Source organism: Rubrivivax gelatinosus IL144 (genome assembly GCF_000284255.1).
Lineage (GTDB): Bacteria > Pseudomonadota > Gammaproteobacteria > Burkholderiales > Burkholderiaceae_C > Rubrivivax > Rubrivivax gelatinosus_A.
Map to the genome: position 1 here is coordinate 1 of NC_017075.1, position 17,948 is coordinate 17,948.

Here is a 17,948-nt window from a genome sequence, read left to right on the forward strand (position 1 = left end):
ATGACCGTAGACCTCTGGCAACGCGGTTGCGAACGCCTCGCAACCGAGCTGCCCGAACACCAGTTCAACACCTGGATCCGGCCTCTGCCGCCGGCCCAGCTCAGCCAGGACGAGGCCGACGCCGCGGTCGTGTCGGTGCGGGTACCCAACCGCTTCAAGCTCGACTGGATCCGTGCGCAGTACGCAGGGCGCATCGAATCCGTGCTCAGCGACCTCGCCGGCAAGCCGGTGCGGCTGGAGCTGACGCTCGCCCCGCGCGCCGAAGCCGCGGCGCCTGCGCCGCTGCGCGCGAGCAACGGCTACGCCCACGCCACGGTCGCAGCCCCGGCCGCGCCGGCGGCCGCTGCGGCGCTGGCCGCGGTGGCCAGCGTCACCGCGGCGCCGTCGCATCCGGCACCGGCCGCGTCGCCGGCCCCGGCGTCCAACCGCCACAAGCTGAACCCGTCGCTGACCTTCGACACGCTGGTGCCGGGCCGCGCCAACCAGATGGCGCGCACCGCGGCGCTGCACGTCGCCGGCGCGCCGGGCCAGATGTACAACCCGCTGTTCATCTACGGCGGCGTCGGCCTGGGCAAGACCCACCTGGTGCACGCCGTCGGCAACGCGCTGCTGAAGGACCGCCCCGACGCCCGCGTGCTGTACCTGCACGCCGAGCAGTTCATCAGCGACGTCGTCAAGAACTACCAGCGCAAGACCTTCGACGAGCTGAAGGCCAAGTACCACTCGCTGGACCTGCTGCTGATCGACGACGTGCAGTTCTTCGCCGGCAAGGACCGCACGCAGGAGGAGTTCTTCAACACCTTCGAGGCGCTGCTGGCCAAGCGCGCGCACATCATCATGACCAGCGACACCTACCCGAAGGGGCTGGTGGACATCGACGAGCGGCTGACCAGCCGCTTCGACGCCGGGCTGACGGTGGCCATCGAGCCGCCCGAGCTCGAGATGCGCGTGGCCATCCTGATCAAGAAGGCGCTGGCCGAAGGCGCCGAGATGCCCGAGGACGTCGCCTTCTTCATCGCCAAGAACGTGCGCGCCAACGTGCGCGAGCTCGAAGGCGCGCTGCGCAAGGTGCTGGCCTACAGCCGCTTCAGCCAGAAGGACATCAACATCGCGCTGACGCGCGACGCGCTGAAGGACCTGCTGTCGATCCAGAACCGCCAGATCAGCGTCGAGAACATCCAGAAGACGGTGGCCGACTTCTACAAGATCAAGGTCGCCGACATGTACTCGAAGAAGCGCCCGGCCTCGATCGCGCGGCCGCGCCAGATCGCGATGTACCTGGCCAAGGACATGACCAAGAAGAGCCTGCCCGAGATCGGCGAGCTCTTCGGTGGCCGTGACCACACGACGGTGCTGCACGCGGTGCGCAAGATCGCCGACGAGCGCCAGCGCAACAGCGAACTGAACCAGCAGCTGCACGTGCTCGAGCAGACCCTGAAGGGCTGACGGCCGTCACCGCAGGCTGTGCAAGCCTGGGGAAAACTCCGGAACAACCGTGCACTTGTCCACGCCGGCGTCGAAGCCCGGCGAGTTGTCCAGAAAACGCACCTGCCAGTCCCTGTCGTGACCCACAACGCTGCCCACCTGCTAAAGCGTTGTCGGAAAGGCGGAAAATAGCGTTGTCCCCAGAAGTTGCCGTCGCCTACTACGACCACCAAGTTAAAGAGGAAGACATGATTGTTCTGAAGGCCGCCCAGGAAAAGTTGCTCGAGGCCCTCCAGTCGGTGGCCGGCATCGTCGAGCGGCGGCACACGCTGCCCATCCTGGCCAACGTCCTGTTGCGCAAGAACGGCCCGGTCGTCGAGCTGACGACCAGCGACCTGGAGATCCAGGTGCGCACCAGCGCCGAGCTCGGCGGCGACGAAGGTCACTTCGCGACGACGGTGGGCGCGCGCAAGCTGATCGACATCCTGCGGGCGCTGCCTTCGGAGCAGGTGGTGACGCTGTCGTCGGCGCAGAACAAGCTGACGCTGGCCGGCGGCAAGAGCCGCTTCACGCTGCAGTCGCTGCCGGCCGACGACTTCCCGCTGGTCAACGAGGCGGTCGACTTCGGCCCGGCCTTCAGCGTGCCGCAGAAGACGCTGCGCCAGCTGATCAACCAGGTGCACTTCGCGATGGCGGTGCACGACATCCGCTACTACCTCAACGGCATCCTGTTCATCGCCGAAGGCAAGACGCTGACGCTGGTGGCCACCGACGGCCACCGCCTGGCGCTGGCCCAGGGCACGCTGGAAACCGACGTGCCCAACCGCCAGGAAGTCATCCTGCCGCGCAAGACGGTGCTCGAGCTGCAGCGCCTGCTCAAGGACGAGGAAACGCCGATCGAGATGCGCTTCGCCGGCAACCAGGCCAAGTTCGCGTTCTCGGGGCTGGAGTTCGTCACCAAGCTCGTCGAGGGCAAGTTCCCCGACTACAACCGCGTCATCCCGCGCAACCACAAGAACGCGCTCGTCGTCGGCCGCGCCGCGCTGCTGGGCAGCCTGCAGCGTGCGGCCATCCTGACCAGCGAGAAGTTCAAGGGCGTGCGCCTGAACCTCGAGCCCGGCGTGCTGCGCATCGCGTCGTCCAACGCCGAGCAGGAAGAGGCCAAGGAAGAGCTCGAGATCGACTACGCCGGCGACGCGATCGAGATCGGCTTCAACGTCACCTACCTCATCGACGTGCTGGCCAACATGCAGCAGGAGATGGTGAAGATCGAGCTGCAGGACACCAATGCCAGCGCGCTGTTCACCGTGCCGGAGCAGACCGGCTTCAAGTACGTCGTGATGCCGATGCGCATCTGACCGCCCTGCGGGCGGCCAGATGGGGCATCGGCATTTCATGCCTTTCCCTGGGCACCCCCCTGCCCCCCGCCGAGCGGGGGGTTCTGACTTGTTGATGGTCCCGGTCTTTGGGACCGTCTTGCGAAAGCGCCCATGAGCGATTCGAACCAAACCCCGCCGAGCGACTACGGCGCGAGCAGCATCCAGATCCTCGAAGGCCTGGAGGCGGTGCGCAAGCGGCCGGGCATGTACATCGGCGACACGTCCGACGGCACCGGCCTGCACCACCTGGTCTTCGAAGTCGTGGACAACTCCATCGACGAGGCGCTGGCCGGCTACTGCGACGACATCGTCGTCACCATCCACAGCGACAACTCGATCAGCGTCGTCGACAACGGCCGCGGCATCCCGACCGGCGTGAAGATGGACGACAAGCACGAGCCCAAGCGCTCGGCCGCCGAGATCGCGCTGACCGAGCTGCACGCCGGCGGCAAGTTCAACCAGAACAGCTACAAGGTCTCGGGCGGCCTGCACGGCGTGGGCGTGTCCTGCGTCAACGCGCTCTCCAAGTGGCTGCGCCTGACGGTGCGCCGCGACGGCAAGGTGCATCGCATCGAGTTCAAGCGCGGCTTCGCGCAGGACCGCGTCATCGAAGTGCGCGACGGCGTCGAGACCAGCCCGATGAAGATCGTCGGCGACACCGACAAGCGCGGCACCGAGGTGCACTTCCTGCCCGACGACGAGATCTTCACCCACGTCGACTTCCACTACGACGTGCTGGCCAAGCGCCTGCGCGAGCTCTCGTTCCTGAACAACGGCGTCAAGATCCGCCTCGTCGACGAGCGCAACGCGAAGGAGGACAACTTCGCCTTCGCCGGCGGCGTGAAGGGCTTCGTCGAGTTCATCAACCAGGGCAAGAAGGTCCTGCACCCGAACGTCTTCCACGCCATGGGCGAGAAGCCCAGCGAGCAGAACACGACGATCGGCGTCGAAGTGGCGATGCAGTGGAACGACAGCTACAGCGAGAGCGTGCTCTGCTTCACCAACAACATCCCGCAGCGTGACGGCGGCACCCACCTGACCGGCCTGCGCGCGGCGATGACGCGGGTCATCAACAAGTACATCGAGGACAACGAGCTGGCCAAGAAGGCCAAGGTCGAGATCGCCGGCGACGACATGCGCGAAGGCCTGGCCTGCGTTGTCAGCGTCAAGGTGCCCGAGCCCAAGTTCTCCAGCCAGACCAAGGACAAGCTCGTCTCCAGCGAGGTGCGCGCGCCGGTCGAGGACATCGTCGGCCGCCTGCTGGGCGACTGGCTGCTGGAGAACCCGAACGACGCCAAGATCATCTGCGGCAAGATCGTCGACGCCGCGCGGGCCCGCGAAGCCGCGCGCAAGGCGCGCGAGATGACGCGCCGCAAGGGCGTGCTCGACGGCGTCGGCCTGCCGGGCAAGCTGGCCGACTGCCAGGAGAAGGACCCGTCGCTGTCCGAGCTGTACCTGGTGGAGGGCGACTCCGCCGGCGGCAGCGCCAAGCAGGGCCGCGACCGCAAGTTCCAGGCGATCCTGCCGCTGCGCGGCAAGATCCTGAACGTCGAGAAGGCGCGCTACGAGAAGCTGCTGTCCAGCGACGCCATCGTCACGCTGATCACCGCGCTGGGCACCGGCATCGGGCCGGAGGACTTCAACGTCGAGAAGCTGCGCTACCACCGCATCATCATCATGACCGACGCGGACGTGGACGGCGCCCACATCCGCACGCTGCTGCTGACCTTCTTCTACCGCCAGATGCACGAGCTGGTGGAACGCGGCTACATCTACATCGCCCAGCCGCCGCTGTACAAGGTGAAGCAGGGCAAGCACGAGCAGTACCTGAAGGACGGGCAGGAGCTCGACGCCTTCCTGCTGAAGGTGGCGATGGACGGCGCCACGGTGCTGCCCGACGGCCTGGCCGAAGGCGGCCGCCCCGCGCTGCAGGGCGAGACGCTGGAGCAGCTGGCGCGCAAGTACATCGTCGCCAACAACGTCGTGCAGCGCCTGGGCAACTGGATGGACCTGGACGCGCTGCGCGCCATCGCCAACGGCCTGGAGCTGGACGTCGACACCGCCGAGGCGGCGCAGGCCAGCGCCGCGGCGCTGCAGGCCGCGCTGAAGGACGCGACGGTGGAGTTCCACACCGACCCGCGCACCGACAAGCCGCTGCTGCGCATCGGCCGCCGTCACCACGGCAACGTCAAGGCCAGCGTCATCACGCAGGAGTTCCTGCACGGCGCCGACTACGCCGCGCTGGCCGAGGCCGGCCGCACCTTCAAGGGCCTGCTGGGCACCGAAGCCGTGGTGCGCCGCGGCGAGGGCGAGAAGCAGAAGGAACAGAAGGTCACCGACTTCCGCGCCGCGATGGACTGGCTGATGGGCCAGGCCGAAAGCGCCGTCGCCCGCCAGCGCTACAAGGGCCTGGGCGAGATGAACCCCGAGCAGCTGTGGGAGACGACGATGGACCCGCAGGTCCGCCGCCTGCTGCGCGTGCAGATCGAAGACGCCATCGAAGCCGACCGCGTCTTCACGATGCTGATGGGCGACGAGGTGGAGCCGCGGCGGGAGTTCATCGAGAGCAATGCGTTGAGGGCGGGGAATATCGACGTGTGACGTGTCGGGTGACACAGAAAGTGAGAGGCTCGCCAAGTTCGTGCAAAGATGCTGACGCGGTATTTGAGATATCCCGCCATGCTCGGAGGCACGAACGCGCCTAAAGCCCAGCCACGAAAACGAAAGCCGGCAGATGCCGGCCTTTTGGCTGTCCCTCTGATGGGACGTCGCTCGATCTTTGGTCGCCGCTAAAAGAGCGCGCGCTGGCCGCGCGGCTCGATCCCATAGAGCGCGCTGATCTGCTTGACGAACTGCGTTTGACCGCCATAGCTGGGATGCCGAACGGCCAGTGTCGGGATGGTGCCTTGGAGGCGGCCTAGCGCGTTGTATGCGTCGTTGCCGATGCATACAACGCGTTTGGGCCGCAAGAGCGCAATGAGCGCGGCAAGAGCATCTTCCCCAAAGCGTCGCTCCGAAGCGTTGTGCTGGCGATTGCTGAACGGGTTGCCAGGCTCGTGCGGATGAAGTGGGAAGACATTCCACAAGAAGACGTTCAGCTGCGTCTGGCTCAGCATCTGCCAAATCACAGCCGCCGTACGCTCGGCAACCACTTCGCCGATGGTCGGCCTCTTCGCCGTCAGTCCCCACCTGGCGAGGTGTTCCGCAATGTGCACATCATCGGTGAGCGCCAACCCAGTACGTCGTCCTCCGCGATAGCCCAAATCACGCCCGATCCAGATGGCATCGACCTCGGAGCGCTCCGCCCGCTCAACTAAACGAGAGAGGGTCTTTGCCCTCTTGAGGGGAGCATCGATTGCATCGTGAACCGGGCATTTGTCGGCGTACGGGTTGAAGCAATTTTCGAATTGCTCGGCTGCAATTCTTTCCACAAACGAGTGGAGCTTGGCTTCAGTCATAGAGGTTCAAAGGAAATCGTTCTCTTCTCGCGGTTCCCGATAACCCAACCACCTTTGGCGTCACGAACTTGGCGGAACACCGCATAGCCGTCAAGTATAGCGCGCTCCCACTGCTTTAGAGGACATAGGGAAACTTCGTACCCTGAAGTGAAGTCCTCGATAGTCTTCAGAATGTCAAATGAAACTTTTGTCTGACCATCGAAATAGTTGAGTTCCTTGGCCCTCATGAAAATCCATGCCGTCAGGCCTTCCTCAACCACGATCGCGCGCCCGCTATCCTGCTCCTCATCGAAGCGACCTTTACTTTTTCGCTTCTGCTTTATCAGAGCTCGGAATACCGGCGACCAGTGCAGTATCGCAGCATGCGCGAGGTGAAATACATCGTGGAATCGATAACCATCAGGATCTCCGATGTTGTCAGTCAATGGATCTCCGATAAAAACATTGTTCCACTGGAGATAGCTTTTTCCAGCTTTTCGTTGATTTATTCTTATTCTGAATTCGACCGGCAGGCGTTCGTCTTCATCAAATTCATCGTCGAACAATGGGAGCTCATTCTGATCCGGATCGATGAATGCTCCACGTGTCTTCGAGATATTTCTTCGCACAACATCGGCGAAGATCAGGTTTGAAGAATGAAGCGCTTTGAGGTAGGCGCGGGCAAATTCGACAAGCTTTGGCCGTCCGTCATCCCATAGCTGATCTGGGGTGCGAAGTAGCTCTGCAGCGCAGAGACCCAGACGAAACAACGACTCATCGATACTTTCGGCATTGACGGGGGTCGCGACGTGAGCCACAGCGCCCGGGGAGGCATCGCTTGCCGCACACGTTGTCGCGAAGGACGACCCAATAGCTGCTTCGGCGAAGATCTGCTCCAGGGAAGCGTCGACGCGCCGACACACCGCATTGAAGTACCAGAGGGTGTCGCCAAACTCTTCCTCGGCCGCTCGCTTGAAGCCAGGGTACGCGTCGCCCTCCCTTACATGTTTTTTGGCGGAGGACATTATTCCACCGACTTCACCGTAGAGCCCCATCAGCGCGCGATTGAGGTCGCCTGGAGGCAGGACATCTGTAGGAAGGACATCGGCCGCGTACTTCGCAAGCACTATGGAACCGCTTGGGTGATTTGCGTCGCTAGCCACGAAGCATTCTCCATTCGAATGGCGCCGATTGATACCCAGAGACCTTTAGTGATCGAATCCAATGAACAAACTGGGCAATAAGCTCTGGGTCTCCAAAAGAGGAGACCCCACGGCCGGACTTGCAAACATCTAACCCGTGAAAGTTTCGAAGACTCTCTGGAAACTCGGGTCCGTACCCACCAAAATAGACAAAGTCGTCACTGACAAGGACACGGTCCACACCGGTATCACGTTTGACGTGATCAGGATTCAAGCTGCCATCCTCCTTGCTGTGAAAGGAGTCGCGTTGAAGCCAGCCAGTGTCGGTGGCATTGCGGAAGTAGATGTTGTCCCCGCAGCTCTGCTTTCGGCTTCCCCGGCGATACGGAATTTTTTGATGGAAGCGGGGGTCCGCAGCGTACGCGCGAAAGTCCAGCGCATCCGTCACCCGCATCGCGTAGACGATGTGTCCTCCACGACAGACGCTCCTATCGTTGCTTCCGCAGCCAACAATCCAGTCTTCTACGGCAGCACTTTTGCGGATTGGCGGTTTACACGTGGCAAGTGTGCAATATCCATAGAACGGATTAGGCGCGAATCCACTGTCGTAGCGAACTACGTAGGAATGCAGTTTCACGGTCTACCTCAGCAGCGGTGGCGCTTGATCGGAACCGGGTCACAAGGCCCTCCGTCCGGATTCTCCCAGCTATCTTTCCCATTGATAGCATCGATGATCGAATTGCCATGCCATCCAACGACGGCGTCAGCGTACTCTTTGAGCGCCGAGGGAAGTTCGCAGTCCTTCGCGCCGTGTTCCCAGACGCCGACGATTCGCTTGTCATTCTTGGCGGCGTACTCGATTTCCCAGTTCACCCATTCGCTATCCTTGGTGTTGTGGGAAACATAGACGATCAACGTACCGGCCCAATCAATTTGGGGCGCAAGAATCGACGACCTTATGTAGTCGTGATTCTTTGCGTTATTCGGATTGGAGGAGTTGATTGATGAATCGCGTATGGTCAGGCCATTCTTATCAAGAAGAGACTTGAGTTTCCCGAGGCCTGCGTCGTCTTCATGTATGTGCGAGATGAAGACGTTCTTGATGTCTTTTGCCATGTTCTCTCCCTTGCGCCGTCTGTGGACGCATGGAAAACATAGCGCGACTTGTATCTAAGTGTCAATGCCAACGAGGCCCTTCAGGATCAGGATGATGGCCCGGTCAATATGAGGAGTCGTCGCGAGGATTCGGTTCTCAGCCACCGTGAGGCCGTTGTTCAAGCTGTCAGGCCCGAACTTTGAAAAGGCAGAGCGTTCAGGCCAAGCCCGGTTCAAGGGCGCCCACGGGTCGGCCAGGCCGAGTGTCTCGGCAACGTCTCGTGCACATCCGCCAAACCCACCGAGCACGAAAAGGGGGGCGCCCGATTCGAGCGAGACGAGAGACTCTTCAGCGATGCCGGGCATTGAGCCCTTGAAGTTCTCGACGCGTCCTCCCAGCACGATGCGCGCGTGAATCTCAGCCTGAACGGCACGCCGCATCGCAGTTAGGCCGTTGTTCCATTCTGCGGCGGACGGCTCTCTTTCCCGGATCTGCTTCCGGGACAGCAACGACATGCGCGTGCCGTTCTCGTCAAGGCAGACGATTTCGGCGATGCCCTTCAGTTCTACCGTAGCTCGATCGACGTCCGCGCACGGCATCCTCAGGTGAACCGGCCAAGCCAAGAAGTTGGTGATTCCGACCGGCGAGTCTTCGTCGACATCTCGCCTGTGCCGCTGCACCAGTTCGAAGAGAAGCTCGCTAAAGCCTCCGGCGCGAAGATCGCCGCCATAGGTGAGACGTGCGCCCAGTGCGAGGAGATGTCGGGCAACCTCCGTCATCGCGTCCTGGAGGTGCTTCTCGCTCAGTCCAAGGTAGACCATGTCAGGGCTGTCAGACGCGGACACGGCGATCACGTGGTTCCGCAGCACTTCTTGGTAGCTCATCGCACGGCCCCTGAGAGCCATTCCGTGAGACTGCGAAGTTGCACGCGCGGAGCAATTTCGGCAAAGAGGCGCTCCTCCTCCGCGCTCAATGGCGGGTCGGGATACACAACCATCGGGGCAGGTACATCGGCCTCGGGAGGTAGCGCTGCCAATGTGATCAGTTCCGGGGGCCTTGGAATGAAGGTGACTGCGGGGTCGGCTGTTGCGGCTGAGAGTGCGATCCGACACCGCCACAGATAGTCCTTGAGCACCTCGTCGAGCAACCGAGCGATGACGACATTGATCCGATCTGGGCCATCGGGATCGAGGCGTACCACCGGAACGTTGCCCATGTAGGGGAAGCCACGCTCATCTAGGTTGCTGATGCAGTTCGCGACGACCAGAGGAACGTTGTAGCGCTTGGCCTCGATGACCTCTTTACGGCACCACTCTCGTGACGAATAGGTGTCCGTGTGAATCGCGACCATCGCACTCACCCGGACCTGCTGCAGCAGCACTTTGTGAAAACGCAGACCAGCCGGGATGTCATGCACATCGAAGAAGCTGGCCAGCCCGTGGCCAGCGTGAAGGCGATCGCGAATCAGCCGGGCGACTCGTTCGCCCGCATCGTCATGCTTCGAGTGGCTGAGGAAGACCTGAACTTTGCTAAGGTACGCTTCGAGCGCGGCTTCGTCCTGCTCTGGACGCCGCAGGTGCTCCAAGAAGTGCCGAAGCATGCGGCAGTATTCGTACGTCAGCTCGCTGAGAAGCTGTTTGGTTCGCGTCTGCAGGTCGCCGTCCCACTGATCCCATCGAAGCGCCTGCTCGGTCATGTCGAGCGGCGCGAGAACGGCGTGTTCTATGGCGACAGGAAACGTTCGTACTTGCAGTCCCGTGGCCTCGGCTTGTTCCCCGAGCGAGCGCGCATACGCCAGCCACGGCGCGTCTGCGGCAAGAGCGCTGTCAACCAAGATGACGATGGCCGTGGCATGCGCCTCAGCGAAGTCAATTTCAAGTGGTACAGCACGGCCTGGAGGCGGCAACGAACGAAAGACGACGCTGAGGCCTGCGCCGCCAGCCACGTTCTCGTAAAGCTCACGACGGAAGTGACCTCGAATCGCCTCCGCAATACCGGCGCCATCGGGAAAGTCGGGATGCCACGCAACGTACACCACAAGCAAGGGACGAGTGGGATCTGACACAGCCTCCTCCGGTCTTGCTCGACGGATTCCAATTGTTCCGCCGGTTTTTGGGCTATCAAATGATCTTACTGTCGGCCAGGTCCAGAGGTCACGTCAGGGCCCAGGGCCGGCGTGCCGCTGTGTGCGGCGTCAAAGGTCGCGGGCACTCACCGACAAGCGGTCACCCGACAACGGGCGCGGGACGTCACCCTCTCAGCAACTCGCTACGGCCCGTGTGATATCCGAATATCAGCTACTTGCGACTTATCCGTAAGACGGATAAATTGGCAATAGCCCGATATCGGATACCGATGCCCGCCTCCCAAACCCAGCCCCTGCTCACCGCCGCCCAGCTCGGCCATTGGCTGCGCTCGGCGCGCAAGGCGCGGGGGCTGACGCAGGCCGAGGTCGGCGCGCGGCTGGGTCTCAGCCAGAACCGCGTGTCGCACCTGGAGCTGCACGCCGATGAGCTGAGCCTGCGGCAGTTGCTGACCTGGTGCGCGGTGGTCGGCCTGGAGCTCGGCGTCGCCGAACGCGGCGGCGCGGCGGCCACGTCGCCGGCCGACATGCCGGAGTGGTGAGATGGCGCGCCGCTCGCGCAGCCAGACACTGGCGCTGTGGGCCAACGGGCTGCACGTCGGCCGCTGGACGGTCGACACCCGCGGCGGCATGGAGCTGCAGTACGACCCGGCCTGGCGCGCGTCGCCGGCCGGGCGGCCTTTGTCGCTGTCGCTGCCTTTCGCGTTCGGCGACGCCACGCTGAGAGGCCCGGCGGTCGAGCACTACTTCGAAAACCTGCTGCCCGACAGCACGGCGATCCGCCGGCGTCTGGCCGAGCGCTTCCGCGTCGGCTCGGTCGACGCCTTCGACCTGCTCGCCGCGGTGGGGCGCGACTGCGTCGGCGCGCTGCAGTTCCTGCCCGAGGAGCAGGCGCCCGCGGGGCACGAGCGCGTCGACGGCATCGATGTCGACGACGCGGGAATCGAGCGCCATCTGCTCGAGGTCGTGTCGCCGGAGCGTTTCGGCAGCAGCCCGGCGGCGGACGACGACTTCCGCATCTCGCTGGCCGGCGCGCAGGAGAAGGACGCCTTCGTGCGCTGGGACGGCCGCTGGCTCAAACCCCGCGGCGCGACGCCGACGACGCACATCTTCAAGCTGCCGCTGGGGCTGGTCGGCGGCCGCCGGGCCGACTTCAGCAGCTCGGTCGAAAACGAATGGCTGTGCCTGCGCCTGCTGGCGGCCTACGGGCTGCCGGCTGCCCATGCCGAGATCGTGCGCTTCGGCAGCCAGCGGGTGCTGGTCGTCGAACGTTTCGACCGCGCCGTCTCGGCCGACGGGCGCCGGCTGCTGCGCCTGGTGCAGGAAGACTTCTGCCAGGCCACCGGCACCTCGCCGCTGGTCAAGTACGAGGCCGAAGGCGGGCCGGGGCTGGAGCCGATGTTCAGGCTGCTGCAGCAGTCGGTGGACGCGCAGCATGATCTGCGCACGCTGATGGCCTCGCAGATCCTGTTCTGGATGCTGCGGGCCCCCGACGGCCACGCCAAGAACTTCAGCCTGCACCTGCTGCCGGGCGGCCGCTACCGGCTCACGCCCTTGTACGACGTGATGTCGGCCTACCCGGTGCTCGGCGACGGGCCCAGCCAATGGTCTCCGCACGAGCTGAAGCTGGCGATGGCGCTGGTCGGCAAGAGCCGGCACTACCGCGTGGCCGACATCCGCCGGCGGCACTTCAACACGACGGCCCGGCGCTGCGGCTACGGGCCGGACGCCGAGCCGCTGCTGCAGGAACTCGTCGCACGCACGCCGGCCGTGGTCGACGAGGTTCAGCGCAGCTTGCCCGAAGGCTTCTCGCAGCGGGTCGCCGACCGCATCCTCGGCGGACTGCTCGACGCCGCCCGCGCGCTGGATGCCATGCCGGCCGCCTGACGGGCCAGGCACGAGCGGGCCCCTAAACTCCGACGTGATGGCAGCTTGTTGCCCCGCCCGATGAGCCAGACGACGCCCCCCACCTCCGCCACCCGCCGCGCCCTGGTCCTGTTCTCCGGCGGCCAGGACTCCACCGCCTGCCTGGCCTGGGCGCTGCAGCGTTATGCCCGGGTGGAGACGGTCGGCTTCGACTATGGCCAGCGCCACGCGATCGAGCTGACCCAGCGCCTGGTCGTGCTCGCCGAACTCCGGCGCCGGTTCCCACAGTGGTGCGAGCGGCTGGGCGAGGACCACGTGCTGGACCTCGGCATCCTCGGGCAGATCAGCAGCACCGCGCTGACCGACGACCGCCAGTTCGAGCTGCAGGCCAACGGCCTGCCGAACACCTTCGTGCCCGGCCGCAACCTGCTGTTCCTGACGCTGGCCGCCAGCCTGGCGTACCGGCGCGACATCGACGTGCTGGTCGGCGGCATGTGCGAGACCGACTTCTCCGGCTACCCCGACTGCCGCGACGACACGATCAAGTCGCAGCAGGTCACGCTCGCGCTGGGCCTGGGCCAGCGCATGACGATCGAGACGCCGCTGATGTGGCTGGACAAGGCGGCCACCTGGGACCTGGCCGAGCGGCTCGGCGGACCGGCGCTGGTCGAGCTGACGGTGCAGCACACGCACACCTGCTACCTCGGCGAACGTGGCGAACTGCACCCCTGGGGTCACGGCTGCGGGCATTGCCCGGCGTGCGATCTGCGGCGGCGCGGGTTCGAGGGCTACAGCACGAAGCAACGTTGACGCCGTAGACCTGCCGGGCCCCGTCAGCCTTCGGACCAGCCGCCACCCAAGGCCCGGATCAACCCCACCGCCCCCTGCAGCTGCGCCCCCTGCACCTGCACCGCCTGGCGCAGGCTGCGCAGTTCGCTGCGGCGGGCGTCCAGCAGGTCGAGCTGGCTGATCTGGCCGTTGCGGTAGCGCGCTTCCGACAAGGCGGTGGCGCGGCGCGAGGACTGCACGGCTTGCGCCAGTGCGTCGGCCTGGCGCTGCAGCAGGCCCAGGCTGCCGAGCTGGTCCTCGACTTCGCGCAGCGCCGTCAGCACCTGCTGGCGGTAGCCGGCCAGCGCGATGGTGGCATCGGCTGCGGCGCGGTCTTCCTGCGCCTGGCGGCGGCCGCCGTCGAAGATCGGCAGCGACAGCAGCGTGCCGACCGACCACGCACGCGCCGACCAGCGGAAGACGTCACCCAGGTCGGTCGAGGCCTGGCCGCCGCTGGCGGTCAGCGTCAGGTCGGGCAGCCAGGCCGACTGGGCGACACCCAGCCGCGCCTGCGCTGCCATCAGGCTGCGCTGCGAGGCGGCGACGTCGGGGCGGCGCGCCAGCACCGCGCTCGGCAGGCCGGCGGGCACGACCGGCGCACGCAGCGCCCATTCGGCGTCCACGGCCTCGGCCAGGCGGAAGCCGCTCGCGGCCTCGCCCAGCAGCACGGCGAGCGCGTTCTCCTGCAGCGCACGCTGGCGGTCCAGCGCCAGGGCGTCGGCCTCGGTGCTGGCGACTTCGGTGCGCAGCCGCTGCACGTCCAGCTCGCCCAGGTCGCCGGCGGCCAGGCGGCGCTCGGACAGGCGCAGCGTGTCGCGGTAGGCGGCCAGCGTCTGGCGCACCAGGCGGCGCTCGGCGTCGCTCTCGCGCAGCGCGAAATAGGCCTGCGCGACCTGCGCCTGCACCATCAGCCGCGTGCTCTGCAGCAGCGCCTCGCTGGCCTGGGCGTCCAGCGCCTGGGCCTGGCTGGCCAGACCGAGCCGGCCGAATACGTCCAGCTCCCAGGCGAGGTTGAGCCCGGCGGTGCCCAGGCTCACCGGCTGCGTAGTCACGCCGGGATCGGTGGCGCGGCTCACGCCGGCGCTGGCGTCGAGCTGCGGCCGGCGGCGGGCGTCGGCCTCGCGCAGCCCGGCGCGCGCCTGCTGCAGCCGCGCGGCGGCCACCTGCAGGTCGGTGTTGCGCTCCAGCGCACGCGTCACCAGTTCGTCGAGCACCGGGTCGGCGAAGACCGCCCACCAGGTGCCGCGCTCGGCGGCGTCGGCCGGCGGCACGACGGCCCACTGGCCTTCGGCCGGTGCCGTGCTCTTGAAGGCCGCCGGCGTGGCCGGCAGGCCGGACAGGTCGGGCGCCGGCGCGGTGGCGCAGCCGGCCAGCACCAGGGCGGCGAGCAGCGGCGTCATCGAAACAAGCTTCATTGCGTTCTCCTTCGCGGGGCCGCGGCTCACGCCGCCCCTGGGGTCGTGGCCGGCCGCGGCAGCGCCGCGCCACCGGGCTCCATGTCGGGCTCCAGCGGCGCCTCGACGTCGTGCGGCACCTCGCCGTGCAGCTTCAGCGGGCGGTTGCCGGCCAGGCGGCGCAGCAGCACGTAGAACACCGGCGTCAGGAAGATGCCGAAGGCGGTGACGCCGATCATCCCGGCGAACACGGCCACGCCCATCGCCTGGCGCATCTCGGCGCCGGCGCCGCTGGCCAGCACCAGCGGCAGCACGCCCATCACGAAAGCCATCGAGGTCATCAGGATCGGGCGCAGCCGCAGCCGGCTGGCCTCGATCGCGGCCTGCACCGGCGTGCGCCCGGCGAACTCCAGCTCGCGCGCGAACTCGACGATCAGGATCGCGTTCTTCGCCGACAGCCCCACCAGCACCATCAGCCCGATCTGGGTGAAGACGTTGTTGTCGCCGCCGTCCAGCCAGACGCCGGTCAGCGCCGCCAGCAGGCTCATCGGCACGATCAGCAGGATCGCCAGCGGCAGCGTCAGGCTCTCGTACTGCGCCGCCAGCACCAGGAACACCAGCAGGATGGCCAGCGGGAAGATCAGCGTCGCCGAGTTGCCGGCCAGGATCTCCTGGTAGGTGAGCTCGGTCCACTCGTACGAGATGCCCTTGGGCAGGGTCTCGGCGGCGATGCGTTCGACCGCCTCGCGCGCCTGGCCCGACGAATAGCCCGGCGCCGGGCCGCCGTTGATGTCGGCGCTGAGAAAGCCGTTGTAGCGCATCGCCCGTTCCGGCCCGAAGGTGGTGTTCACCTTCAGCAGCGCCGACAGCGGCACCATCTCGCCGCTGGTCGAGCGCACCTTCAGCGCGCCGATGTCCTCGGGGCGGGCGCGGTAGGCGGCGTCGGCCTGCACACGCACCGAGTAGGTCCGGCCGAAGCGGTTGAAGTCGTTGGCGTAGAGGCTGCCCAGGTAGATCTGCAGCGTGTCGAAGATCTCGGTCACGGGCACGCCGAGCTGGCGCGCCTTGGTGCGGTCGATGTCGGCGTAGAGCTGCGGCACGTTGACCTGCCAGCTGGAGAACAGCCCCGCCAGTTCCGGCGTCTGGTAGGCCTTGGCCATGAACGCCTTCTGCGCCGCGTCGAGTGCGTCGTAGCCCAGCGAGGCACGGTCTTCCAGCTGCAGCTTGAAGCCGCCGGTCGTGCCCAGCCCCTGCACCGGCGGCGGCGGGAAGACGGCGATGAACGCGTCCTGGATCTGGCCGAACTGCTGGTTCAGCGCCTGGGCGATGGCGCCGGCCGACAAGGCCGGGTCGCGGCGCTGGTCGAAGTCCTTCAGCGCGACGAAGACGATGCCCGAGTTGGCGCTGTTGGTGAAGCCGTTGATCGACAGCCCCGGGAAGGTGATCGCGTGCTCCACGCCCGGCTGCTGCATCACGATCTGGTCCATGCGCCGCGTCACGGCCTCGGTGCGGTCCAGCGTCGCGCCGTCGGGCAGCTGGGCGAAGCCGATCAGGTACTGCTTGTCCTGCGCCGGCACGAAGCCCTTGGGCACGACCTGGAACAGCACGACGGTCAGCCCCGCCAGCACCGCGTACAGCGCCAGCATCGCCGCCTTGCGCGAGATCGCGCCGCGCACGCCGCCGCTGTAGCGCTCGGCGCCGCGGTGGAACATCCGGTTGAAGCCGCGGAAGAAGCCGCCAAGCACGCGGTCCATCGCGCGCGTCAGCCGGTCGGGCGCCTCGCCGTGGCCCTTGAGCAGCAGCGCGGCCAGCGCCGGCGACAGGGTCAGCGAGTTGATCGCCGAGATCACCGTCGACATCGCGATCGTCAGCGCGAACTGGCGGTAGAACTGCCCCGTCAGCCCGGTGATGAAGGCCAGCGGCACGAACACCGCCACCAGCACCAGCGCGATGGCGATGATCGGCCCCGAGACCTCGCGCATCGCGCGGTAGGTCGCCTGGCGAGGGCTCAGGCCGCCCTCGATGTTGCGCTCGACGTTCTCGACCACGACGATGGCGTCGTCGACGACGATGCCGATCGCCAGCACCAGGCCGAACAGCGACAGCGCGTTGATCGAGAAGCCGAACAGCGCCATCACGCCGAAGGTGCCGACCACGGCCACCGGCACCGCCAGCAGCGGGATGATCGACGCGCGCCAGGTCTGCAGGAACAGGATGACGACGAGCACGACGAGCGCGATCGCCTCCAGCAGCGTGTGCACCACCGACTCGATCGACGCCCGCACGAACTGCGTCGGGTCGTAGACGATCTCGTAGGCGACGCCTTCGGGCATCGCCTTGGCGATGTCGGCCATCGTCGCGCGCACGCCGTCGGAGATCGCGATCGCGTTGGAGCCCGGCGCGGCGAAGATCGGCACCGCCACCGCGTCCTTGCCGTCGAGCATCGAGCGCAGCGCGTAGTCGGCGGCGCCGAGCTCGATGCGCGCGACGTCGCGCAGCCGCGTCACGGCGCCGTCGCCGGCAGTGCGCACGACGATGTCGCCGAACTCCTCTTCGGTCTGCAGCCGGCCCTGGGCGTTGATCGGCAGTTGCACGTCGATGCCCTGCAGCCCCGGCGACGCGCCGACGATGCCGGCCGCGGCCTGCACGTTCTGCTCGCGGATCGCGGCCACCACGTCGCCGGCCGACAGGCCGTGCGCGGCCACCTTCTGCGGGTCGAGCCAGATGCGCATAGCGTAGTCGCCCGAGCCGAACAGCTGCACGTCGCCGACGCCTTGCACCCGCGCCAGGCGGTCCTTGACGTTGAGCACCGCGTAGTTGCGCAGGTAGGTCATGTCGTAGCGGCCGCTGGGCGACAGCAGGTGCACGACCATGGTCAGGTCGACCGAGGACTTGACCGTCGTGATGCCCAGCCGGCGCACCTCCTCGGGCAGGCGCGGCTCGGCGCGTGCGACGCGGTTCTGCACCAGCTGCTGCGCCTTGTCGGGGTCGGTGCCGAGCTTGAAGGTGACGGTCAGCGTCATCAGGCCGTCGGTCGTGGCCTGGCTGCTCATGTAGAGCATGCCTTCGACGCCGTTGATCTGCTCCTCGATCGGCGTGGCCACCGTCTCGGCGATCACCTTCGGGTTGGCGCCGGGATAGCTGGCGCGCACGACGATCGACGGCGGCACGACCTCGGGGTACTCGGAGATCGGCAGCCCGCGCACCGCGATCAGGCCGCCGAGGAAGATCAGCAGCGACAGCACGCCGGCGAAGATCGGCCGGTCGATGAAGAACTTGGAGAGGTTCATCGGAGTTC

At 66.1% G+C, this 17,948-nt stretch carries 14 protein-coding genes; 6 read left to right on the forward strand and 8 right to left on the reverse strand.

Annotated features, from left to right (window positions below):
- The 3 genes from dnaA to gyrB all read left to right on the forward strand — a co-directional run bounded on the left by dnaA (position 1) and on the right by gyrB (position 5,405).
- Positions 1–1,446: a chromosomal replication initiator protein DnaA gene (gene dnaA, locus RGE_RS00015; protein WP_014426239.1), complete on the forward strand. Its 1,446-nt coding sequence runs from the start codon at positions 1–3 to the stop codon at positions 1,444–1,446.
- A 227-nt stretch (positions 1,447–1,673) separates the two neighbouring features.
- Entirely contained in the window at positions 1,674–2,783 is a 1,110-nt protein-coding gene (dnaN, locus tag RGE_RS00020) for a DNA polymerase III subunit beta (RefSeq protein ID WP_014426240.1), read from the forward strand.
- 132 nt (positions 2,784–2,915) lie between these two features.
- Positions 2,916–5,405, forward strand: coding sequence for a DNA topoisomerase (ATP-hydrolyzing) subunit B (gene gyrB / locus RGE_RS00025; RefSeq protein ID WP_014426241.1), 2,490 nt, complete (start codon positions 2,916–2,918; stop codon positions 5,403–5,405).
- 188 nt (positions 5,406–5,593) lie between these two features.
- Here the strand turns inward: gyrB and RGE_RS00030 are convergent, their stop codons facing one another.
- From RGE_RS00030 to RGE_RS00045, 6 genes are read right to left on the reverse strand one after another with little or no spacing between them, the layout of a single operon-like run.
- On the reverse strand, positions 5,594–6,262 hold the full coding sequence (locus RGE_RS00030) for a uracil-DNA glycosylase (RefSeq protein WP_014426242.1): 669 nt from the start codon (positions 6,260–6,262) through the stop codon (positions 5,594–5,596).
- Complete coding sequence (locus RGE_RS23505; RefSeq protein ID WP_014426243.1) at positions 6,259–7,404, reverse strand: nucleoside triphosphate pyrophosphohydrolase family protein; 1,146 nt, start codon at positions 7,402–7,404, stop codon at positions 6,259–6,261. The genes RGE_RS00030 and RGE_RS23505 overlap by 4 nt, the downstream gene beginning before the upstream one ends.
- Entirely contained in the window at positions 7,397–8,020 is a 624-nt protein-coding gene (locus RGE_RS23510) for an Nmad2 family putative nucleotide modification protein (protein WP_014426244.1), read from the reverse strand. Before RGE_RS23510 ends, RGE_RS23505 begins: the two co-directional genes overlap by 8 nt.
- Positions 8,021–8,028: 8 nt before the next feature.
- Positions 8,029–8,499 carry a TIR domain-containing protein gene (locus tag RGE_RS23515; RefSeq protein WP_014426245.1) on the reverse strand — a complete coding sequence of 157 codons (471 nt, stop codon included), beginning with the start codon at positions 8,497–8,499 and terminating at the stop codon, positions 8,029–8,031.
- Between the two features lie 54 nt (positions 8,500–8,553).
- Complete coding sequence (locus RGE_RS00040; RefSeq protein WP_043784410.1) at positions 8,554–9,363, reverse strand: hypothetical protein; 810 nt, start codon at positions 9,361–9,363, stop codon at positions 8,554–8,556.
- Positions 9,360–10,517: a toll/interleukin-1 receptor domain-containing protein gene (locus RGE_RS00045; RefSeq protein ID WP_232505041.1), complete on the reverse strand. Its 1,158-nt coding sequence runs from the start codon at positions 10,515–10,517 to the stop codon at positions 9,360–9,362. The genes RGE_RS00040 and RGE_RS00045 overlap by 4 nt, the downstream gene beginning before the upstream one ends.
- A 317-nt stretch (positions 10,518–10,834) precedes the next feature.
- Between RGE_RS00045 and RGE_RS00050 the strand changes: the two genes are divergently transcribed.
- From RGE_RS00050 to queC, 3 genes are read left to right on the forward strand one after another with little or no spacing between them, the layout of a single operon-like run.
- Positions 10,835–11,104, forward strand: coding sequence for a helix-turn-helix domain-containing protein (locus tag RGE_RS00050; protein ID WP_014426248.1), 270 nt, complete (start codon positions 10,835–10,837; stop codon positions 11,102–11,104).
- A 1-nt stretch (position 11,105) separates the two neighbouring features.
- The gene (locus RGE_RS00055; protein ID WP_014426249.1) at positions 11,106–12,449 is read left to right on the forward strand and encodes a type II toxin-antitoxin system HipA family toxin; all 1,344 of its coding nucleotides are present in this window, start codon (positions 11,106–11,108) and stop codon (positions 12,447–12,449) included.
- Between the two features lie 60 nt (positions 12,450–12,509).
- On the forward strand, positions 12,510–13,238 hold the full coding sequence (queC, locus tag RGE_RS00060; RefSeq protein ID WP_014426250.1) for a 7-cyano-7-deazaguanine synthase QueC: 729 nt from the start codon (positions 12,510–12,512) through the stop codon (positions 13,236–13,238).
- Between the two features lie 23 nt (positions 13,239–13,261).
- Here the strand turns inward: queC and RGE_RS00065 are convergent, their stop codons facing one another.
- Positions 13,262–14,671 carry an efflux transporter outer membrane subunit gene (locus RGE_RS00065; protein WP_043783620.1) on the reverse strand — a complete coding sequence of 470 codons (1,410 nt, stop codon included), beginning with the start codon at positions 14,669–14,671 and terminating at the stop codon, positions 13,262–13,264.
- A 26-nt stretch (positions 14,672–14,697) separates the two neighbouring features.
- Positions 14,698–17,940: an efflux RND transporter permease subunit gene (locus tag RGE_RS00070; RefSeq protein ID WP_014426252.1), complete on the reverse strand. Its 3,243-nt coding sequence runs from the start codon at positions 17,938–17,940 to the stop codon at positions 14,698–14,700.
- Positions 17,941–17,948: the final 8 nt, after the last annotated feature.